Here is a 17,937-nt window from a genome sequence, read left to right on the forward strand (position 1 = left end):
CTTTATTTTTGCACCAGAACCCGTATCGATAATCTCAAATTCGTAAAATGCAAAAGGTATGTCCTTTTTACTATTATTTTTCATCGGGAAAACCATCACGTCCACTATCTTTCCTATTTTTTAAACTTTATCGTGAACATTCTCTTCCCTCCACATAAGACAACATTTCATATATCATAACAAACCCCCTTTACCTTTTCTTGTCATATTTTGTCGTAGTAATTGCTAACTGCACAAATAGAAAAAAGCTATCTTCTACAAAAGATAGCTTTCATGATGCCGATGACACTTTCAGTCCAATTACTCCTAAAACAATAAATAAAATGCAAAATGCTTGGAATAAGTTAATATGCTCTTTGAAAAAGTACACACTAATAATCGTAATAAGAAGTGTCCCGAGGCCCGACCAAATTGCATAAGCAATACTTAAGTTAATCTTCTTTACGACGATAGCAAATACGCTGAAACAAATTCCATAAAATACGAAAATAAGTACACTTGGAACGAGCTTTGTTAAACCATTCGATAATTTCATTGCAATTGTTCCAGCTACTTCAAAAATAATTGTTACAAGTAATAATAGCCAATATACCATACTAGAATCTCCTTCTCTGTTACCTTATAGAGATTCTAGTATACTACTTATAGTCCTAATGAAATATATTTAATTTCTAAATATTCCTCGATACCGAAATGACCACCTTCACGGCCAATACCGCTTTCTTTAAACCCACCGAACGGTGCTTGTGCAACTGATGGGAGGCCATCATTTAAACCGATAATACCGTACTCTAACGCTTCACTAATTTGGAATGCTTGACTAATATCTTTCGTGAAAATGTACGCTGCTAAACCATATGGCGTATTATTTGCACGCTCAATTACTTCTTCAACCGTTTTAAATTTCGCAACTGGTGCAACCGGTCCAAATGTTTCTTCATTCATACAAAGCATCGTATCATTCGCCAATCCAATTACAGTCGGTTGCATAAAGTGTCCGTCTAGCTCTGCAACCTTTTGACCACCATATAAAACTGTTCCACCTTTTTGAATAGCATCTTCAATATGTTCTTGTACTTTTGAAACTGCATTCTCGTCAATAAGTGGTCCTACAGTCGTTCCGTCACCGAAACCGTCTCCTACTTTCAACTTCCCTACTGCCTTTTGAAACTTCTCTGCGAATACTTCGTAAACTTCTTCCTGAACAAATACTCGGTTTGTACATATACACGTTTGTCCTGCGTTACGGAATTTCGAACCGATTACTGCCTCTACTGCTTTATCTAAGTCTGCATCATTCATAACAATAAACGGTGCGTGACCACCTAACTCAAGTGAAACCTTTTTCATCGTTTGTGCCGCACTAGCCATTAACTCTTTCCCAATTTCCGTTGATCCTGTAAAGGACACTTTTCGAACACGCCCATCTTCCATCCACGTATCAGCAATTGCTTTCGCACTACCTGTTACAATATTTATTACGCCTTTTGGAATGTCTGCTTCATGAGCTAATTCAGCTAATTTTAACGCAGTTAACGGCGTTTGACTTGCAGGTTTTACAACCGCTGTACATCCTGCTGCAAGCGCCGGAGCTACCTTTCTCGTAATCATAGCAGCCGGGAAGTTCCAAGGCGTAATAGCTGCCATAACGCCAACTGGTTGCTTCATGACTAAAATACGTTTATTCTGATGAGAAGCAGGAATCATTTCACCATATACGCGTTTTCCTTCTTCTGCATACCATTCAACAAAACTATTTGCATAATTCACTTCACCAAGCGCTTCTGCAAACGGCTTTCCTTGTTCTTTCGTCATGATCGCTGCAATCTCTTCTTTATTTTCCTCAATAAGTGTGAACCATTTTTTTAATTTCGCTGCACGATCTGCCGCTGTTAACTTAGACCATAATTTAAAAGCTTCATGCGCAGCATCAACAGCTTGCTTTGCCTCTGTTACCCCGCCCTTTGGTACAGTCGCAAATATTTCCTTCGTTGCTGGATTATTTACTTCGATTTGCTCTTGCAATGTAATCCACTCACCATTTATATACATCGCCTTTTTCTCTACATTTACAAACGTCGCTTTTTTATCCAATATTCTCTTCCTCCTCTATAAGTTTCTTTATTTTCCTAGTCGCAGCAGATTGACTTATTTTTAAAAACTCCGCTACCTTATAACTCGATCCATATGTTTTATATGCTTTCAAAATAATATTCCGTTCTACTTCTTCTAACATTTTATAGAGACTTTGACCGGACTGTTCAACCGTTGATTCTTGCATCGCTATTGGTAAATCTTCTATCGTAACGATATCATCGGCAGTTATAACAATTCGCTCAATCACATTTTCAATCTCTCTATTATTTCCTTCCCACGGGTAACCAACAAACATTTGTAATGTGCTAGGCGCTAATTTTACATTTCTACCATATTTCTCGTTAAAGTGTTGTAAATAATGATAAATAAGTGGCAAAATGTCTTCTGTTCTTTCCCGTAGTGGCGGGATTACAATGGGAATGACATTCAGACGATAATATAAATCTTTCCGAAATGTTCCTTGTTTCACCATCATACTTAAATCTCTATTTGTTGCCGCTACAACTCTAACGTCCACCTTTTTTAATTCTCTTCCGCCTATAGGGCGAAACGTTTTTTCTTGCAACACTTGCAAAAGCTTTGCTTGAGTTTCAAGCGGCATTTCGCCAATTTCATCTAAGAATAGCGTTCCTTTATGCGCTGATTCTAATAGTCCCTTTTTCCCTTCACGATTCGCACCTGTAAAGGATCCGCCTGAGTATCCAAAAAGCTCTGATTCAATTAAATTTGTCGGCAATGCCGCACAGTTAATTTCATAGAAACTTTCATTCTTCCGGTTACTCACTTCATGTAAATGACGCACCAATCGACTCTTTCCTACTCCTGTCTCACCTAAAACGAGAACCGTACTATCTACTACGGATACTTTCTTGATTGTCTCGACTATTTTTTGCATAGCGATACTTTTAAAAATAAGTCCTTCATGTTCATATGTTTCTCTTAATTCTTTTTTATATGTTTTTAACTGATTATCCATTTCTTCTACCTTTTGACGTAATTGATAGAGTTCTGTAAGATCACGAGAGTAACTAATTACTCTTCTTAAATTGCCCTCTTCATCAAAAACAGGCCTTGTACGAACGTGTAAATACTCTCCTGATTTTGTGGTCTGAACTAGTTCGATTGGCCTCTTTTTTTCAATTACTTCTAACGTTGCTGATGGATAAAAGATACCATCTTTCTGCAATTCTTTTACATGTTTACCTACTAACTCTTTTGCAGCCAATTGATAGTGCCTTTCACATGTACTATTTACACGTACAACGATTCCCTTTTCGTCAGTCACAAAAATTTCGTCAAACGCATATTCAAATACATCTTGTAAATCCATTAACACTCGTTCCTTTTCTGCAACCATCCTAGCCACCCCTAACTTCCAATCCATCGATTCACTTCAATACCTTTATTATAAAGTGAATTTTCTGCATTTTATATAGAGTCAGCTAGAATGTTTGCTGTTTTATTATTTAACTTTTAAACACGAGCAATATTTGCTTTCTCATAACAGACTTGCAACGATTCTTCAATGATTGTTAATCCTTCTTCCAGTTGCTCATCTGTAATCACTAATGGCATTAGCACACGAATAACATTACCGTATGTTCCTGCTGATAGTAGAAGTAAGCCACGTTTATTTGCTTCTGCGCATAAATTAGCTGTTAACGTTTTATCAGGTGCTTTCGTCTTACGATCTTGAACGAGCTCAAATGCACACATTGCTCCTAAACCACGCACATCACCGATGCAATTATATTTATTTTTCATCTCTTCGAATCGGTTCATTACGACTTTTCCTAATTCTATCGCTCTATCATTTAAATTCTCTTTTTCTATTACATCAAGTACTGCTAATGCTGCCGCACATCCTAGCGGGCTTCCTGCATACGTTCCACCAAGTTCTCCTGGTGCAGACTCATTCATAATTTCTTTGCGCCCAATAACACCACTAATCGGTACACCAGCACCTAATGATTTAGATACCGTAATTAAATCTGGAACGACATCATAATGATCAATGGCAAAATATTTTCCGGTACGACTAAATCCTGTTTGAATTTCATCCGCTACAAATAAGATGCCGTGTTCTGAACAAATATTGCGTACTGCTTGCACAAACTTCTTACTTGGAACGATAAATCCGCCTTCCCCTTGAACAGGTTCCATAACAACGGCTGCAATTGTTTCTGGTGCTACTTCTAATATGAAGAAATTCTTAAATTCTTCAATCATAAAGTCATCGTACTGCTCTTCAGTTAGTCCTTCTGGGCGACGATATTCGTATGGGAATGGCGCTTTATATACTTCCGGTGCAAATGGGCCAAATCCAAATTTATATGGTTTTACTTTACTTGTCATCGTCATTGTCATTAATGTACGTCCGTGGAAACCTTTAGAAAACGCAATAATACCAGGTCTTTTTGTATATTTACGAGCGATTTTCACCGCATTCTCAACTGCTTCTGCACCACTATTTAGAAATAGTACTTGCTTATCAAAACTTCCTGGCGCTAATGCCGCAAGTTTTTCTGCTAATTCAATATATGGCTCATACATCATGACATTAAATCCAGTATGAATGTATTGATCTACTTGTTTATGGAGTGCTTCTTTCACAGCTGGGTGACAATGTCCTACGTTAATTGTTCCAATTGCTCCCGCGAAATCAATGTACTGATTGCCATCAACATCTGTTACAAGAGCACCATTTGCAGATTGTACAAACGTTGGGATGCCGTTACTTACTCCTTTTGGTACTATATTTTGGCGGCGTTCTAATAAAGACGCTGCTTTCGGTCCAGGAATTTGTTCATTTACTTTAGCAAATTTTTTTGTGTTCATTACGTATCCCATCCTTTTCTTTACATTGTTTTCTCTTTTCATTGCAAAATGTATGCCAACATTCTTTTCAAGCATTCATCCTATATGCCTTCTATTTCAACATAAAAAATAAGTCTATAAAGACTCATTAAGAGTCTTTATAGACTTATTTTTCTTACACATTAGACTTTCCTTGTTCCCAAATGAACTCACCCGAATGAGAAATAAACTCACCAACAGATTGCACTACTAAATCAGCAAGTGGTTCTAACGTTTGACGGTCTCCCGTACCAGATAGCACTCCAATTGCATAGCAATCACCGCCATTTCTCGCTAAATATAAATCAGTTGGTGTATCTCCAACGACCGCTACTTCACACGCCTCTAAATGAAACCTTTCGCAAAACGATTCTACAATTCTTTTATCTGGTTTTTGTGCCGGAAACGTATCTGAAGCTACAACATAATCAAAATAAGACTCTAATTGATACTGTTTTAAAAATAATTCTGTCGGTGCGAAATCATCAGCTGTAACAACGCCTAAAATAAATCCTCTATCCTTTAAACCTTGTAAAACTCTCGGTAAATCCGCCGTCATTTTCATATAGGAACGATGCTCATACATAAGAGAAAATAACTTTTCACTTACCCACTCATGCATTTCCTCTTCCTTACATGACGTAATATACTTACAAAGCCCCTTTGCAACATCAAGGCTTGTTCCTGCCGCTATTGCGCTACGAGGGTTAACAAATACCCCCTCCACACCGATTTCTTTTAGTAAAGTAGGCTGCATTGACTTTGGTAGTTCATATAAATTGATACATTCCGCCACAAGTTCTTCAGCCACTTTTATCCAAATTGAATGAAAATCCATTAATGTTCCATCTTTATCAAATAGTATTGCTTTTACTTTCTCCATAACACCCCACCTCTCGTTTCTTATATCCTCCAGTGTATCAATAAAATGTGGATATAAAATAAACGAATTGTAAAAATACCATGAAAATCAAACTAACTTCAAATTTACAATTCTTCTATATAATAAAAAAGGATGCCTTTACAGGGCATCCTCTTGATGTTCAGGAACAAATAGTTCCAGACAATGATACATATTTTCGAATTCCATCGGTGCATCTCCACCATATTCACCATCTAAATTAATCATTAGTTTATCTGGTGAATGCACTTTAATTCGGTTCGCTTGTGTGTATAGTACTTTTGGATTGTTAATATGTTCACCACGCTGCGCTTGTGTTGCAGCTTTAATTAAGTCGGCAATCGAACCTTTTTTCAGCACTAATAAATCAAATAAGCCATCGTTAATCGATGCATATGGTGCTACCTTTTCAAAGCCACCCACTGAACGAGTATTCGTAATTAAAAACATCGTAATTTCTTCTTGTAGTAATTTTCCATCATACTCAATTTCAACGTATGTTGGATGTAGTGATGGTAGCATTTCGATACCTTTTAAATAATAAGCAAGTTGTCCTAATACAGTCTTTAGCTTACTTGGTACTTCATATGTTAATTCTGTAATACGACCGCCACCAGCGATGTTAATAAAATATGTATCGTTTGCTCTACCAAGGTCTAATGGCACAGTTTTTCCTTCACAAATAATATCCGCTGCCTCTTCAATAGAACGAGGTACACCGATTGCACGTGCAAAGTCATTTGTCGTTCCAACTGGAATAATTCCAAATTTCGGACGGAATTCATGACCAACTAGACCGTTTACGACTTCATTTAACGTGCCGTCACCACCAGCCGCAATAACAACATCAAATTTACGCTCTACAGCTTGCCTCGCCGCCACAGTTGCGTCTCCAGGACCCGTTGTCGCATGACAAGATGCTTCATATCCAGCTTGTTCTAATTTTTGTAATACTTCCGGTAAGCTCTTCTTAAATAGCTCACGCCCAGAAGTAGGATTATAAATAATTCTTGCTCGCTTCATCATTTATTAGCACAGGAAATTTCTTTATGTATCGACAAAGAACATACCGAACTTCTATTCAGTATTCCCATGCCTACCTCCTCTCATCTTCCTATCCTTCTTTTATCTCGCTCAAACAGGCAGTAAGAACCCGATTCGTGTAGCCCATCAAAAGTAAATATTCATTTCAATGGTTTTGTTTTATTTGACAAAAAATTTATGTCCATCTATTTCCTCACAACAATTTACATATAACGAATAATAATTATCTATTATTTCATGAGATGAAAAAACCTCTATTTCTAGATTTATCATTATTCCCACCTTTTTGCAACTATCATACCATAGTTGCTATACAAACATTTTTCCACTTTTGACAGTTAATCAAACGTTTGTTTAAATAATTTTCTCTCATTTAAACAAACGTTTGATTAACCTAGAAAAACACCCATGTACGGGTGTTTTTCTGCTTAATCTTTAAAAGTTACTACTATTATCGCTTATTAATCTCTTCAAGTAAGATTTTGTTAACAAGCGGTGGATTTGCTTGTCCTTTTGTAGCTTTCATAATTTGACCAACTAAGAAGCCAATTGCACGGTCTTTACCGTTTTTAAAGTCTTCGATAGATTGCTCATTATTATCAAGAATTTCTGTTACAACTTTACGAAGTGTACCCTCGTCAGAAATTTGAACAAGGCCTTTCGCTTTAACGATTTCTTCTGGGTCTCCACCTTTTTCAATTAATTCGTTAAATACTTTCTTCGCAATTTTAGAAGAAATTGTACCTTTTTCAATTAATTGAACCATTTTAGATAAACCAGCAGGCGTTAATGCAACGTCTTTTAATTCTTTTTGTTGTTTGTTTAGGTATGCAAGTACTTCACCCATTAACCAGTTTGATGTTAATTTCGCATCAGCACCGTCGGCAACAGTTGCTTCAAAGAAATCAGACATTTCTTTCGTTAATGTTAATACGTGTGCATCATAAGCTGGTAAGCCTAATTCTGCAACGTAGCGAGCTTTACGTGCATCTGGAAGTTCTGGAATAGAAGCACGAACTGCTTCTTTCCACTCATCGTCGATATAAAGTTCAACTAAGTCCGGCTCTGGGAAGTAACGGTAATCATCAGATCCTTCTTTCACACGCATTAAGATTGTTTTCTTCGTTGCTTCATCATAACGACGTGTTTCTTGTTGGATGATACCACCAGATAATAATTCTTTTTCTTGGCGAGCTTGCTCAAACTCAAGACCTTTTTGTACGTAAGTAAAAGAGTTTAAGTTTTTCAGTTCCGCTTTTGTACCGAACTTCTCTTGTCCAACTGGACGAAGGGAAATGTTCGCATCACAACGCAAGGAACCTTCTTCCATCTTACAATCAGATACGCCAGTGTATTGAATGATTGATTTTAACTTCTCTAAGTATGCATATGCTTCTTCTGGCGTACGCATATCTGGCTCAGATACGATCTCAATTAAAGGCATACCTTGACGGTTGTAGTCTACTAATGAGCCGTCAGCTGTATGCGTTGATTTACCAGCATCTTCTTCTAAATGAAGACGTGTAATACCGATACGTTTCTTTTTACCGTCTACTTCAATTTCAATCCAACCATTTTCACCAATTGGCTTATCAAACTGAGAGATTTGGTAAGCTTTCGGATTATCTGGATAGAAATAGTTTTTACGGTCAAACTTCGTTTCTGTTGCGATTTCACAGTTTAATGCCATTGCAGCTTTCATTGCAAAGTTAACTGCTTCTTTATTTAAAGTAGGAAGTACTCCTGGGTATCCTAAGTCAATTACACTTGTTTGTGTATTTGGTTCCGCTCCGAATTCTGTTGGACTCGCAGAGAAAATTTTCGAATTTGTTTTTAACTCAACGTGAACCTCTAAACCAATAATTGTTTCTAAATTCATCTATGCTCGCCTCCTTACAGACTTGCTTTTTTTGTATGATGGTCTGTTGCTTGCTCAAACGCATGTGCAACGCGGTAAATTGTCGCTTCATCGAAGTGTTTACCAATGATTTGTAAACCAAGTGGCATGTTGTTAGCACCGAATCCACATGGAACAGAAATCGCTGGAACACCTGCTAAGTTTACTGGGATTGTTAAAATGTCATTTGCATACATTGTCATTGGATCATCAACTTTTTCGCCCACTTTAAATGCTGGAGTTGGCGTTGTTGGTCCAATAATAACATCGTAGTTAGCAAATACATTTTCAAAGTCGTTTTTAATTAATGTACGTACTTGTTGTGCTTTTTTGTAATATGCATCATAGTAACCAGAGCTAAGAGCAAATGTACCAAGCATAATACGACGTTTTACTTCATCACCGAAGCCTTCGCTACGTGTGTTTTTGTAAAGATCCATTAAGTTATTCACATTATCAGAACGAACACCATAACGTACACCATCAAAGCGTGAAAGGTTAGCTGATGCTTCAGAAGAAGATAATAAGTAATACGTTGCTAGAGCGTATTTAGAGTGTGGAAGAGATACTTCCTCCCAAGTTGCGCCCATACCTTCTAATACTTTTAAAGCAGCTAGTACTGACTCACGAGCTTCTTCGCCAACACCTTCTCCTAAGTATTCTTTCGGTACAGCAATGCGTAAACCTTTAACGTCGCCTGTTAAACCAGCTAAGTAGTTTCCTACTTCAACGTTAGCAGAAGTTGCATCCATACGGTCAAGACCTGAAATAGCTTGTAATAAGTATGCATTGTCTTCTACTGTACGTGTAATCGGTCCGATTTGGTCAAGTGAAGATGCAAATGCTACTAATCCGTAACGAGATACACGTCCGTAGGTTGGTTTTAAACCTACAACGCCACAATATGCAGCTGGTTGACGGATAGAACCACCCGTATCAGAACCTAGAGAGAATAATACTTCTCCTGCTGCTACAGCTGCTGCAGAACCACCACTAGATCCACCTGGAACGTAATCTAAGTTCCATGGATTTTTCGTAGCGTAGAAACCTGAGTTTTCATTTGAAGAACCCATTGCGAACTCGTCCATATTTAATTTACCGATTGTAATTGTGTCAGCAGCTTTTAGCTTTTGCACAACTGTCGCATCATAAATTGGATCGAAGTTTGCTAACATTTTGCTTGCACAAGTCGTACGAAGACCGTTAGTTACAATGTTATCTTTAACACCGATTGGCATACCGAATAATAAACCATTATCTTCAGCACCAATTTTCGCGTCTAATTCTTTCGCTTTCGCGCGTGCGTTTTCTTCATCTAATGTAAGAAAAGCTTTTACGTTATCTTCAACATCCGCAATACGTTTGTAAGATTCTTCTACTAAATCCGTAACGGAAATTTCTTTGTTGTTTAATTTCTTATGTAACTCTGATACTGAATGATCAAATAATGACATCGAAATTCCCCTCCTCTATTCTAATACTGCTGGAACACGGATTTGATTATCTTTGTGATCCGGTGCATTTTTTAATACTTCTTCAACTGGTAAACCTTTTTCTGGTACATCTTCACGCATAACATTTTTCATAGTTAATACATGAGTTGTTGGTTTTACATCTGTTGTATCTAATTCATTTAACTGTTCTGCAAATGTAACAATTGCATCTAGTTGTTTTTGAAATTTTTCTGCTTCTTGATCAGTAATTGCAAGACGTGCTAAATGTGCTACGTGCTTTACATTCTCAACGGAAATTCTTGACACGGCTAGGCCACCTCCATAATATATCGTTCAATCTACAATACTATTGATGATACCAAATTTTCAGTACTTCAAGCAAGTCAACACACGGCACTTACAGCATTTTTACATAAAAAAAGAAAGGCAAACGCCTTTCTTTACGATTTACTCTTTATCTGACGGTTTATTTTTCGGAAATCTCTCGTTATCTTCTTCATTATCACGAATTGTTTTTTGTAATACAAAACAAGACATCGTTAAAAATAGTGTTCCAATTAAATAGTATCCTTTTACACTAAGCGTTTCATCTAGCGTATAAATCCCAATTAGCATACCTGAAAGCGCGCAAACAAATGAAGTCCATGCTAAAAACGTGAACGCTTGCGTATTACGTCTTCTCATCGTTCTCCCCCTCGTTAGCTGTACATCTATTATAGATAAGTATATTTACTATGATGAATTTTTATCCCACTTTAATGGGCAGTAAGACCCCCACCTCAAAATTCAGCGAAAGCAAAGAAGTTAGGTGGGGGATCAACTGCCCATAAAAGTCCGATTGGTTCAACTAATAATCAGTGGGGATGAAGAAAATCCCCACTGATTAAAGTTTCACTTTATGTAAATTCTAGTTTTATATTTATAAATCTTTCATAAAAGAATAATATTTCAAGGTGAATTTTCTGTCTAATCCGAAAAAACAATTGAAACCATTGACATTTATTTCAATTCTACATAAAATAAAAACAAATATTACGAACCTCGAAATATACGGGAGTGGAATTAATTGTTGCAATACGAACATTTTTTAGACTTACTGCTAGATAATGCCAAGAAACTTTTCTATCCTGAAGAATGGGTAAGCTTAGATTTAACACTTTCTAAAACTGAAGTATTTTGTTTACTTTGGATGGAGCGAAATACAGATATTACAATGACAAAAATCGCTGACCTTCTTGATATACCGATGAGTACAACGACAGGTGTTGTAAATCGTCTTGTAAAAAAGGGATATATTGAAAGATACCGTGACGAAAATGACCGACGCATTGTATTAATTCGTTTAACAGAAAACGGCGTATTGCTCGTTCAAGAAGTAAAACAAAATGCAGCCCATTATTTTAACCTAGTGACCGAAGCATTATCGGAAGAAGAAAAAGCATTTTTACTACAAATCTTCCAAAAGATTATGAATCACATTGCTACGTCACAACAAAAAACAGAAGAAAAGGTTTCAACACCTAAAATGAAAAACATTCCGATTGAATAAAACCCTAGCTGGGTTTTTATTCAATCGTTTATTTCGCCACTCGTAATATTCGATACTCGAAATAAGGGGGATATGAATGATGAGAATTATTTTGTATACAGGTAAAGGCGGCGTGGGAAAAACTAGCATTTCAGCAGCAACTGCACTTCAAAGCGCAAAACAAGGATTAAAAACTTTAGTAATGAGCACAGACCCAGCTCATAGTTTAGGAGATTCATTTGGTGTAAAACTATCTTCTGAACCATTAGAAATTCGTGAAAACCTATGGGCACAAGAAATTAATACGATTTATGAGATGGAAAAAGGCTGGGGGAAATTACAGAAATATATTACACTACTCTTCACTTCCAAAGCAGCTGATGATATTACAACAGAAGAGTTAACGATGTTTCCTGGTATGGAAGATTTAATTAGCTTACTTCGTGTACTCGATTATTATAAACAAAACACATATGATGTTATTATCATTGATTGTGCCCCAACAGGAGAAACATTAGCCATGCTCAGTTTTCCAGACATGCTCGGCTGGTGGATGGAAAAACTCTTCCCTATTAAAAGAAAAGTTTTAAAAGTTGTTCGCCCTGTAGCGCAACCACTTCTTGGCGTCCCCCTTCCAACCGATGATATTATGGACGAATTAACAAATACACTTGAACAACTTGGAGAAATGAGAGATATTTTATCAAACCGAGACGTAACAAGTATCCGCATCGTTGTAAATCCCGAAAAAATGGTTATTAAAGAGGCTCAGCGTAGCTTTACGTATTTAAATTTATACGATTATAACGTAGATGCGATTATGATTAACCGCGTCATCCCTAACACTGTCATCGATCCTTATTTTCAAGCTTGGAAAGATACTCAAAAGAAATATAAAACATTAATTCAAAATAGCTTTGATCCGCTTCCTATTTACGAAGCTCCAATGTTTGAACAAGAAGTTGTTGGCTTACCTATGTTAGAACGCGTTGGAGATGCTTTATTTAAAAAAGATTATTGTCCTACTGAAGTAAAATTTAACGGTCGCACTCAATATGTAAAAAAAGATGGCGATGAGTATATTTTCGTTCTGTCCATTCCCTTCTCTAACAAAAGTGAACTTGCATTAAATCAAAAAGGTGACGAGCTTATCATTCGTGCTGGTTCTGTTAAACGAAACATCACATTACCCAAAACGTTAACACACCTTTCTATTCAAGGAGCAAAATTCGAAGATGATGTACTAAACATTCGATTTGGAGGTGTCGTGCATGCATGAGGAATTAATAAGGAAGGTAATTCGTACAAAAATAAAAATCGGTATGCATATATTAGAAGAGTTACCTGCACCAATCCAGCAATCAGCTAAGCAAATACTAAATATTTTACAAGAGGAGCTAGCTGCTTATCCGAAAGAACAAGGGCATCGTGAAGATAATTTGAAAAGTATTATAATTGAATGAACATCTCTGGATAGAGGGCCTTTCTAGGCTTTCTATCTCTATATTGGAGTGATGTAAGTTGTTTAAAAAACATTCCACTATTATGCTTTGGATAATTCCCTTGTTATTTCTCATTCATAACCTTGAAGAATCTTTCCAAATGCCACAATATCTTGCTAATCAATTTTCAATTACTTTTATAACTAGTCAACAATTTTCCATTGCGATTTCTATATTGACTCTCTTTGTTTTACTTATCGTCTTTCTATATCAAATAAACATCTTGTCTTCTATATACTGGATTATTTTTATACAGGGGGCTATCTTCTTCAACTCTGTTCAACATATTATTTTGTTTTTTATTTATCGCTCCTATAATCCTGGCGTAATATCCGCAGTTTTCATTGTTATCTTTTCTATTTTCTTTTTTTCATCCCAAAAACACTTAATTCATAAAAATAAATTCTTAATTACACTCGCTTTCAGCTTATTTTCTTATCCTATTATAATTTGGATTACCTTACTATTCGCTAGCTACTTTCATTCATAAAAAAGACCAGGAAAACTCCTGGTCCATTACTCTACTTAACAAACATTGGATTCTATGTTATACAGAATTGGAAGGTACAGAATTAGGGTTTGTTTTGTTTGTTAAGTAGATTATATGTTGAACGAACTAACAGCGGAGGGGTTCCTTCTGTTAGTCCATTAAACCCAATCATTATTTTACGATTTTTTCAAGCTCATCAAGTGAAAGATCTACTGAAATTGAACCATCATTTGTTTCTTTCTTAATTGCATCTGTTACTTCTTTTGAATGATATAATTCAATTACTTTTTTCAGTGTTGGATCATCTTTATCTTTCGTACGAGCTGCGAAAATATTAATATATGGCTTCGCATTTTCATTCTTTGGATCTTCTAAGAAAATTGGATCCTTCGCTGGATCTAATCCAGCTTGACCAGCAACACCGTTATTAATAACTGATGCTGCAACATCTTTTAACACACGAGGTGTTTGCTGTGCGATAACCGGTGTAATTTTTAATTTCTTCGGATTTTCAGCAATACCACTTGGATCTCCAAATAGACCAAAGTCTTTTTTAAGCTTTAATAATCCAGCTGCATCAAGAAGTTTTAATGCACGTGCTTGGTTCGTTGGATCGTTTGGAATTGCAATTTCTGAACCATCTGGAATTTCATTTGCTTTCTTATATTTTTCAGAGTATAAACCCATTGGCGCAATTTGCGTTGTACCAACAGCTGTAATATCTAGCTTATGCTCTTTTTTAAATTGTTCTAAGAATGCAATGTGCTGGAATGAGTTTAATTCAATATCTCCATCAGCTAACGCTTTATTTGGCGTTGTGTAATCAGAGAACTCAACCAGTTTAATTTTAATTCCTTCTTTTTCAGCTTTCCTCTTCAAAATTTCCCAAGCGTCTCCATCCGTTCCAGTTACACCGACGCGAACTACTTTTTCTTTCGCCCCTGCCCCTGTGTCTCCACTTGAGCAGCCGCTTAATGCTGAAACCCCTACAATTGCTGATAATGCAAATGCTAAAATTTTCTTCATTTTCTTTTCCCCTCTTCCTTTTTATGATCTGCGTAAAAAGACTTTCGCAAAATAGTTTCCTAAGTTTTGAGCTAATTGTACGAGAATGATAAGTAAAACGACCGTTACGAACATAACTGATGTATCAAAACGTTGATAACCATATGTCATTGCTAAATCACCAAGACCGCCACCACCGACAAGCCCAGCAACTGCAGAAAATTCAATTAAACCAACTGTCATAAATGTAACACCTAAAATTAATGGTGCTAACGCTTCTGGTACAAGGATTTCAAAAACAATTCTAATTGGTGAAGCACCCATCGCTTGCGCTGCTTCAATTACCCCTTTCGGAACAGAAACAAGATTTGTTTCAACCATTCTAGCGATACCAATTGATGCAACTAACGTCATTGGAAAAATTGCTGCTGCTGTTCCAATTGTCGTTCCGATAACACTTCTTGTTAACGGGCTTAAAGCTACTAAGAAGATAATGAATGGAATCGGACGAATTGTATTAATGATGATATTAAGAATAGAAAAGACCCATTTATTTTCTAAAAAGTTTCCTTTTCTCGTTACATATAAAAGTAAACCTAGAGGTATACCAAGAATTGTAGCGAATATAAGGGTTACAATTACCATTAAGAGGGTATCTCCCGTCGCATCTAGTATGCGCGGCCAAAATATACTCCAATCAACTCGCATGAGCTTCTACCTCCTTCAGCTGCACTTGCAGTCTTAGATGTTGTAATGCTTTTTGAATTTCCCTCTGTTCACCTTGCAATTCTACAAGAAGATTTCCAAATAGCACATTTTGAAGTTCAATAATATTTCCGTACAGTACATTTACATCCACGTTATAGTTTTTTGCGATATATGATAGTACCGGCTGTCCTGTTTCCTCACCAGTAAATGTTAGGCGATAAATCTGACCACCATTTTGAATTTTTGCTAAAACACTTTCCGGTAAATGATCATTAATAACAGAACGTACAAAGTTTTGAGTCGTCGTTGTTTTTGGTTGTGTGAAAACATCAAACAGTTTTCCTTCTTCAATAACTTTTCCTTTTTCCATTACAGCTACACGGTGACAAATTTCTTTCACGACATGCATTTCATGTGTAATAAGAAGAATTGTTAAATTATATTCTCGATTTACTTTCTTTAATAAGTTTAGAATTTCTGTCGTTGTTTCTGGATCTAAAGCTGATGTTGCCTCATCACATATAAGAATATCTGGTGATGTTGCAAGTGCTCTAGCAATACCTACACGCTGCTTTTGTCCGCCTGATAGCTGCTCTGGGTAATTGTTTGCTTTATCTTCTAACCCTACAAACTTCAGCAATTCATTTACTCTTTCTTTTATTTCATTCTTTGGTACTTTTGCTAACTTTAATGGATAAGCAATATTCCCAAATACTGTTCTTGAATTAAATAAATTAAAGCTTTGAAAAATCATCCCGATTCTTTGTCTTAGCTTCCGTAATTCTTTCGTCGATAATGATGTAATCTCTTTATCATCTATTGAAATCGTTCCTGCCGTTGGTCTCTCTAACATGTTTACTAGGCGTAATAACGTACTCTTTCCAGCGCCACTAAAACCAATAATGCCAAAAATTTCGCCTTTCTCAACTGATAACGTTACATCCTCCACCGCATGAACAGATTGCCCACCTGTTTCATATACTTTACTTACATTGTTAAAAGAAATCATTTTTTCCCCTCCTATATGCTGTGAAAACTTGAAGCAGAGCTCTCGAGGTAAAATAAAAAGTGCTCTCCTTCTTATCAACCATAAAGATAAGAAGGAGAGCACTTATATGTACTCGTTCACATCTTCTCATCTTCCAAGCCTTTCATAGACTTGCTGGAGTTAGCACGGTATTAAAAAAACCCGTTGCTGAGGTATCGTAGGGCCAGTCCCTCCACCTCTCTGGATAAGAATGTATCGATTTAATTGTCGTTTAATTAATTCTCATTATAGAACTCAGAATAATAAGAGTCAATACATTTTTTAGAAAAATATTAATTATTTCTTTATTAAAATTTTCAGATGAAAAATTCAAGAAAAAATAGTAATCTTTAAAGTTATGTAAAATTCTCCTCTTGCATATTTTTTAAAAGGATAATCTTCTCTACTAATTGAATACCATTATTTGAATATGAAATCGGAGGAAGATAAATATATGAAAACAGCTCTTTTACTCATTGATATTCAAAATGATTATTTTCCACACGGCAAAATGGAATTACGTAATCCAGTCGAAGCAAGCGCATATGCCCGTCGGCTACTACAGCTCTTTAGAAAGAAAAACGAACCTATTTTTCATATCCAACATGTAGCAATAAAAGAGGACGCTACTTTTTTCCTACCCAATACAGAAGGTGTACATATTCATGAAAGCGTACGCCCACTTAAAGAAGAAACCGTTATACTCAAACATTATCCAAATAGTTTTCGCGAAACCGATCTTCTAGAGCAATTACAACGTTTAAATATTGAGCACCTCGTCATATGCGGGATGATGACTCATATGTGTATTGATGCTACCGTAAGGGCTGCCTTTGATTTCGGCTTGCAATGTACTGTTATACATGATGCTTGTGCGACAAAAGATCTTTCTTTTAAGAATGCTACGATACCAGCTGTTTATATTCATAATACAATTTTAGCTAGTTTAAATGGCGTATATGCAAATGTAATGAGTACAGAGGAGTTTTTAGCTACAAAAAAACACTCTCTTCAGTGAGCAAAACCGAAAAGAGTGTTTCTTGTCAAACCATAGATTTTCTTTCAAATTGTATTATACAGGAAATCCTTAAAATGAATACAAAAAAATGTGACTAATAAGTCAACTTTTCTCATTGTTTTATTTCTATTTACATGTTTATCCCGATATGAATAGGTTTTAGCTAGTTCCACTTACCAAATAGTAATATATGGTAAGTGTTTTTTAATGCAAATTAACTAATTTCTCCTATTATTTATCTGTTTGTTTTTGTTTCTTTTTCAAATACTCCGCACGCAATTTTTCAATTTGCTGCTTTTTATCAAATTTGACAGGCGTCTGTTTTTCATGAAACTTCGCGACAGCTACCTGACCTTTGTAATCCAATTGATATTTTCCCACTTTGTTCACCTACTTTTCTTATCTTGAAA

General features: G+C 36.1%; 19 protein-coding genes and 1 riboswitch. Of the genes, 5 read left to right on the top strand and 14 right to left on the bottom strand.

The genetic code is table 11. From position 1 onward, the window contains the following. Window positions 1-271 precede the first annotated feature (271 nt). The 10 genes from ACTFSI_RS17215 to ACTFSI_RS17260 all read right to left on the bottom strand — a co-directional run bounded on the left by ACTFSI_RS17215 (window position 272) and on the right by ACTFSI_RS17260 (window position 10,933). On the bottom strand, window positions 272-595 hold the full coding sequence (locus ACTFSI_RS17215) for a DMT family transporter (RefSeq protein WP_002115657.1): 324 nt from the start codon (window positions 593-595) through the stop codon (window positions 272-274). Between the two features lie 47 nt (window positions 596-642). Next, window positions 643-2,094, bottom strand: coding sequence for an NADP-dependent succinate-semialdehyde dehydrogenase (gene gabD / locus ACTFSI_RS17220; RefSeq protein ID WP_070805114.1), 1,452 nt, complete (start codon window positions 2,092-2,094; stop codon window positions 643-645). Next, window positions 2,087-3,454: a sigma-54 interaction domain-containing protein gene (locus ACTFSI_RS17225; RefSeq protein ID WP_000225165.1), complete on the bottom strand. Its 1,368-nt coding sequence runs from the start codon at window positions 3,452-3,454 to the stop codon at window positions 2,087-2,089. The genes gabD and ACTFSI_RS17225 overlap by 8 nt, the downstream gene beginning before the upstream one ends. Before the next feature lie 116 nt (window positions 3,455-3,570). Beyond that, window positions 3,571-4,935: a 4-aminobutyrate--2-oxoglutarate transaminase gene (gene gabT, locus ACTFSI_RS17230; protein WP_197225429.1), complete on the bottom strand. Its 1,365-nt coding sequence runs from the start codon at window positions 4,933-4,935 to the stop codon at window positions 3,571-3,573. Window positions 4,936-5,089: 154 nt separating this feature from the next. Beyond that, on the bottom strand, window positions 5,090-5,836 hold the full coding sequence (locus tag ACTFSI_RS17235; RefSeq protein ID WP_000416643.1) for an HAD family hydrolase: 747 nt from the start codon (window positions 5,834-5,836) through the stop codon (window positions 5,090-5,092). Between the two features lie 138 nt (window positions 5,837-5,974). Beyond that, window positions 5,975-6,880, bottom strand: a complete 906-nt coding sequence (locus ACTFSI_RS17240) for a diacylglycerol kinase (RefSeq protein WP_000977677.1) — start codon at window positions 6,878-6,880, stop codon at window positions 5,975-5,977. 469 nt (window positions 6,881-7,349) lie between these two features. Beyond that, a complete protein-coding gene (gene gatB, locus ACTFSI_RS17245; protein WP_001047674.1) occupies window positions 7,350-8,777 on the bottom strand; it encodes an Asp-tRNA(Asn)/Glu-tRNA(Gln) amidotransferase subunit GatB in 1,428 nt (475 codons plus the stop codon). A gap of 14 nt (window positions 8,778-8,791) precedes the next feature. Next, window positions 8,792-10,249 (bottom strand): Asp-tRNA(Asn)/Glu-tRNA(Gln) amidotransferase subunit GatA, encoded by a 1,458-nt coding sequence (gene gatA / locus ACTFSI_RS17250; protein WP_000051445.1) that lies wholly within the window; start codon window positions 10,247-10,249, stop codon window positions 8,792-8,794. A 15-nt stretch (window positions 10,250-10,264) separates the two neighbouring features. After that, window positions 10,265-10,555, bottom strand: coding sequence for an Asp-tRNA(Asn)/Glu-tRNA(Gln) amidotransferase subunit GatC (gatC, locus tag ACTFSI_RS17255; protein ID WP_000086999.1), 291 nt, complete (start codon window positions 10,553-10,555; stop codon window positions 10,265-10,267). A gap of 141 nt (window positions 10,556-10,696) precedes the next feature. Continuing rightward, complete coding sequence (locus tag ACTFSI_RS17260) at window positions 10,697-10,933, bottom strand: YiaA/YiaB family inner membrane protein (RefSeq protein ID WP_001254394.1); 237 nt, start codon at window positions 10,931-10,933, stop codon at window positions 10,697-10,699. 382 nt (window positions 10,934-11,315) lie between these two features. On the opposite strand from ACTFSI_RS17260, the gene ACTFSI_RS17265 reads away from it, so the two are divergent. The 4 genes from ACTFSI_RS17265 (at window position 11,316) to ACTFSI_RS17280 (ending at window position 13,769) form a co-directional block, all read left to right on the top strand. After that, on the top strand, window positions 11,316-11,798 hold the full coding sequence (locus ACTFSI_RS17265) for a MarR family winged helix-turn-helix transcriptional regulator (protein ID WP_044821657.1): 483 nt from the start codon (window positions 11,316-11,318) through the stop codon (window positions 11,796-11,798). A 76-nt stretch (window positions 11,799-11,874) separates the two neighbouring features. Continuing rightward, the gene (locus ACTFSI_RS17270) at window positions 11,875-13,056 is read left to right on the top strand and encodes an ArsA family ATPase (RefSeq protein ID WP_000984536.1); all 1,182 of its coding nucleotides are present in this window, start codon (window positions 11,875-11,877) and stop codon (window positions 13,054-13,056) included. Beyond that, window positions 13,049-13,240 (top strand): DUF3926 domain-containing protein, encoded by a 192-nt coding sequence (locus tag ACTFSI_RS17275; protein WP_000544083.1) that lies wholly within the window; start codon window positions 13,049-13,051, stop codon window positions 13,238-13,240. Before ACTFSI_RS17270 ends, ACTFSI_RS17275 begins: the two co-directional genes overlap by 8 nt. Before the next feature lie 58 nt (window positions 13,241-13,298). Beyond that, window positions 13,299-13,769, top strand: a complete 471-nt coding sequence (locus ACTFSI_RS17280) for an HXXEE domain-containing protein (RefSeq protein WP_138322540.1) — start codon at window positions 13,299-13,301, stop codon at window positions 13,767-13,769. A gap of 171 nt (window positions 13,770-13,940) precedes the next feature. Here ACTFSI_RS17280 and ACTFSI_RS17285 read toward each other — a convergent pair whose 3' ends face one another. The 3 genes from ACTFSI_RS17285 to ACTFSI_RS17295 are packed head-to-tail and all read right to left on the bottom strand — an operon-like array spanning window position 13,941 to window position 16,491. Beyond that, a complete protein-coding gene (locus ACTFSI_RS17285; protein ID WP_000721604.1) occupies window positions 13,941-14,795 on the bottom strand; it encodes a MetQ/NlpA family ABC transporter substrate-binding protein in 855 nt (284 codons plus the stop codon). A gap of 21 nt (window positions 14,796-14,816) precedes the next feature. Further along, a complete protein-coding gene (locus ACTFSI_RS17290; protein WP_001261859.1) occupies window positions 14,817-15,482 on the bottom strand; it encodes a methionine ABC transporter permease in 666 nt (221 codons plus the stop codon). Further along, window positions 15,472-16,491: a methionine ABC transporter ATP-binding protein gene (locus tag ACTFSI_RS17295; protein ID WP_044790894.1), complete on the bottom strand. Its 1,020-nt coding sequence runs from the start codon at window positions 16,489-16,491 to the stop codon at window positions 15,472-15,474. Before ACTFSI_RS17295 ends, ACTFSI_RS17290 begins: the two co-directional genes overlap by 11 nt. Window positions 16,492-16,614: 123 nt before the next feature. Then, window positions 16,615-16,721, bottom strand: a riboswitch (SAM riboswitch). A 242-nt stretch (window positions 16,722-16,963) separates the two neighbouring features. On the opposite strand from ACTFSI_RS17295, the gene ACTFSI_RS17300 reads away from it, so the two are divergent. Then, window positions 16,964-17,527 (top strand): cysteine hydrolase family protein, encoded by a 564-nt coding sequence (locus ACTFSI_RS17300; protein ID WP_000844889.1) that lies wholly within the window; start codon window positions 16,964-16,966, stop codon window positions 17,525-17,527. 231 nt (window positions 17,528-17,758) lie between these two features. Here the strand turns inward: ACTFSI_RS17300 and ACTFSI_RS17305 are convergent, their stop codons facing one another. Further along, window positions 17,759-17,893 carry a hypothetical protein gene (locus ACTFSI_RS17305; protein ID WP_254915810.1) on the bottom strand — a complete coding sequence of 45 codons (135 nt, stop codon included), beginning with the start codon at window positions 17,891-17,893 and terminating at the stop codon, window positions 17,759-17,761. Between the last annotated feature and the right edge of the window lie 44 nt (window positions 17,894-17,937).

Source organism: Bacillus cereus group sp. MYBK101-2 (genome assembly GCF_051918845.1).
In the GTDB taxonomy this organism is placed as follows: domain Bacteria; phylum Bacillota; class Bacilli; order Bacillales; family Bacillaceae_G; genus Bacillus_A; species Bacillus_A paranthracis.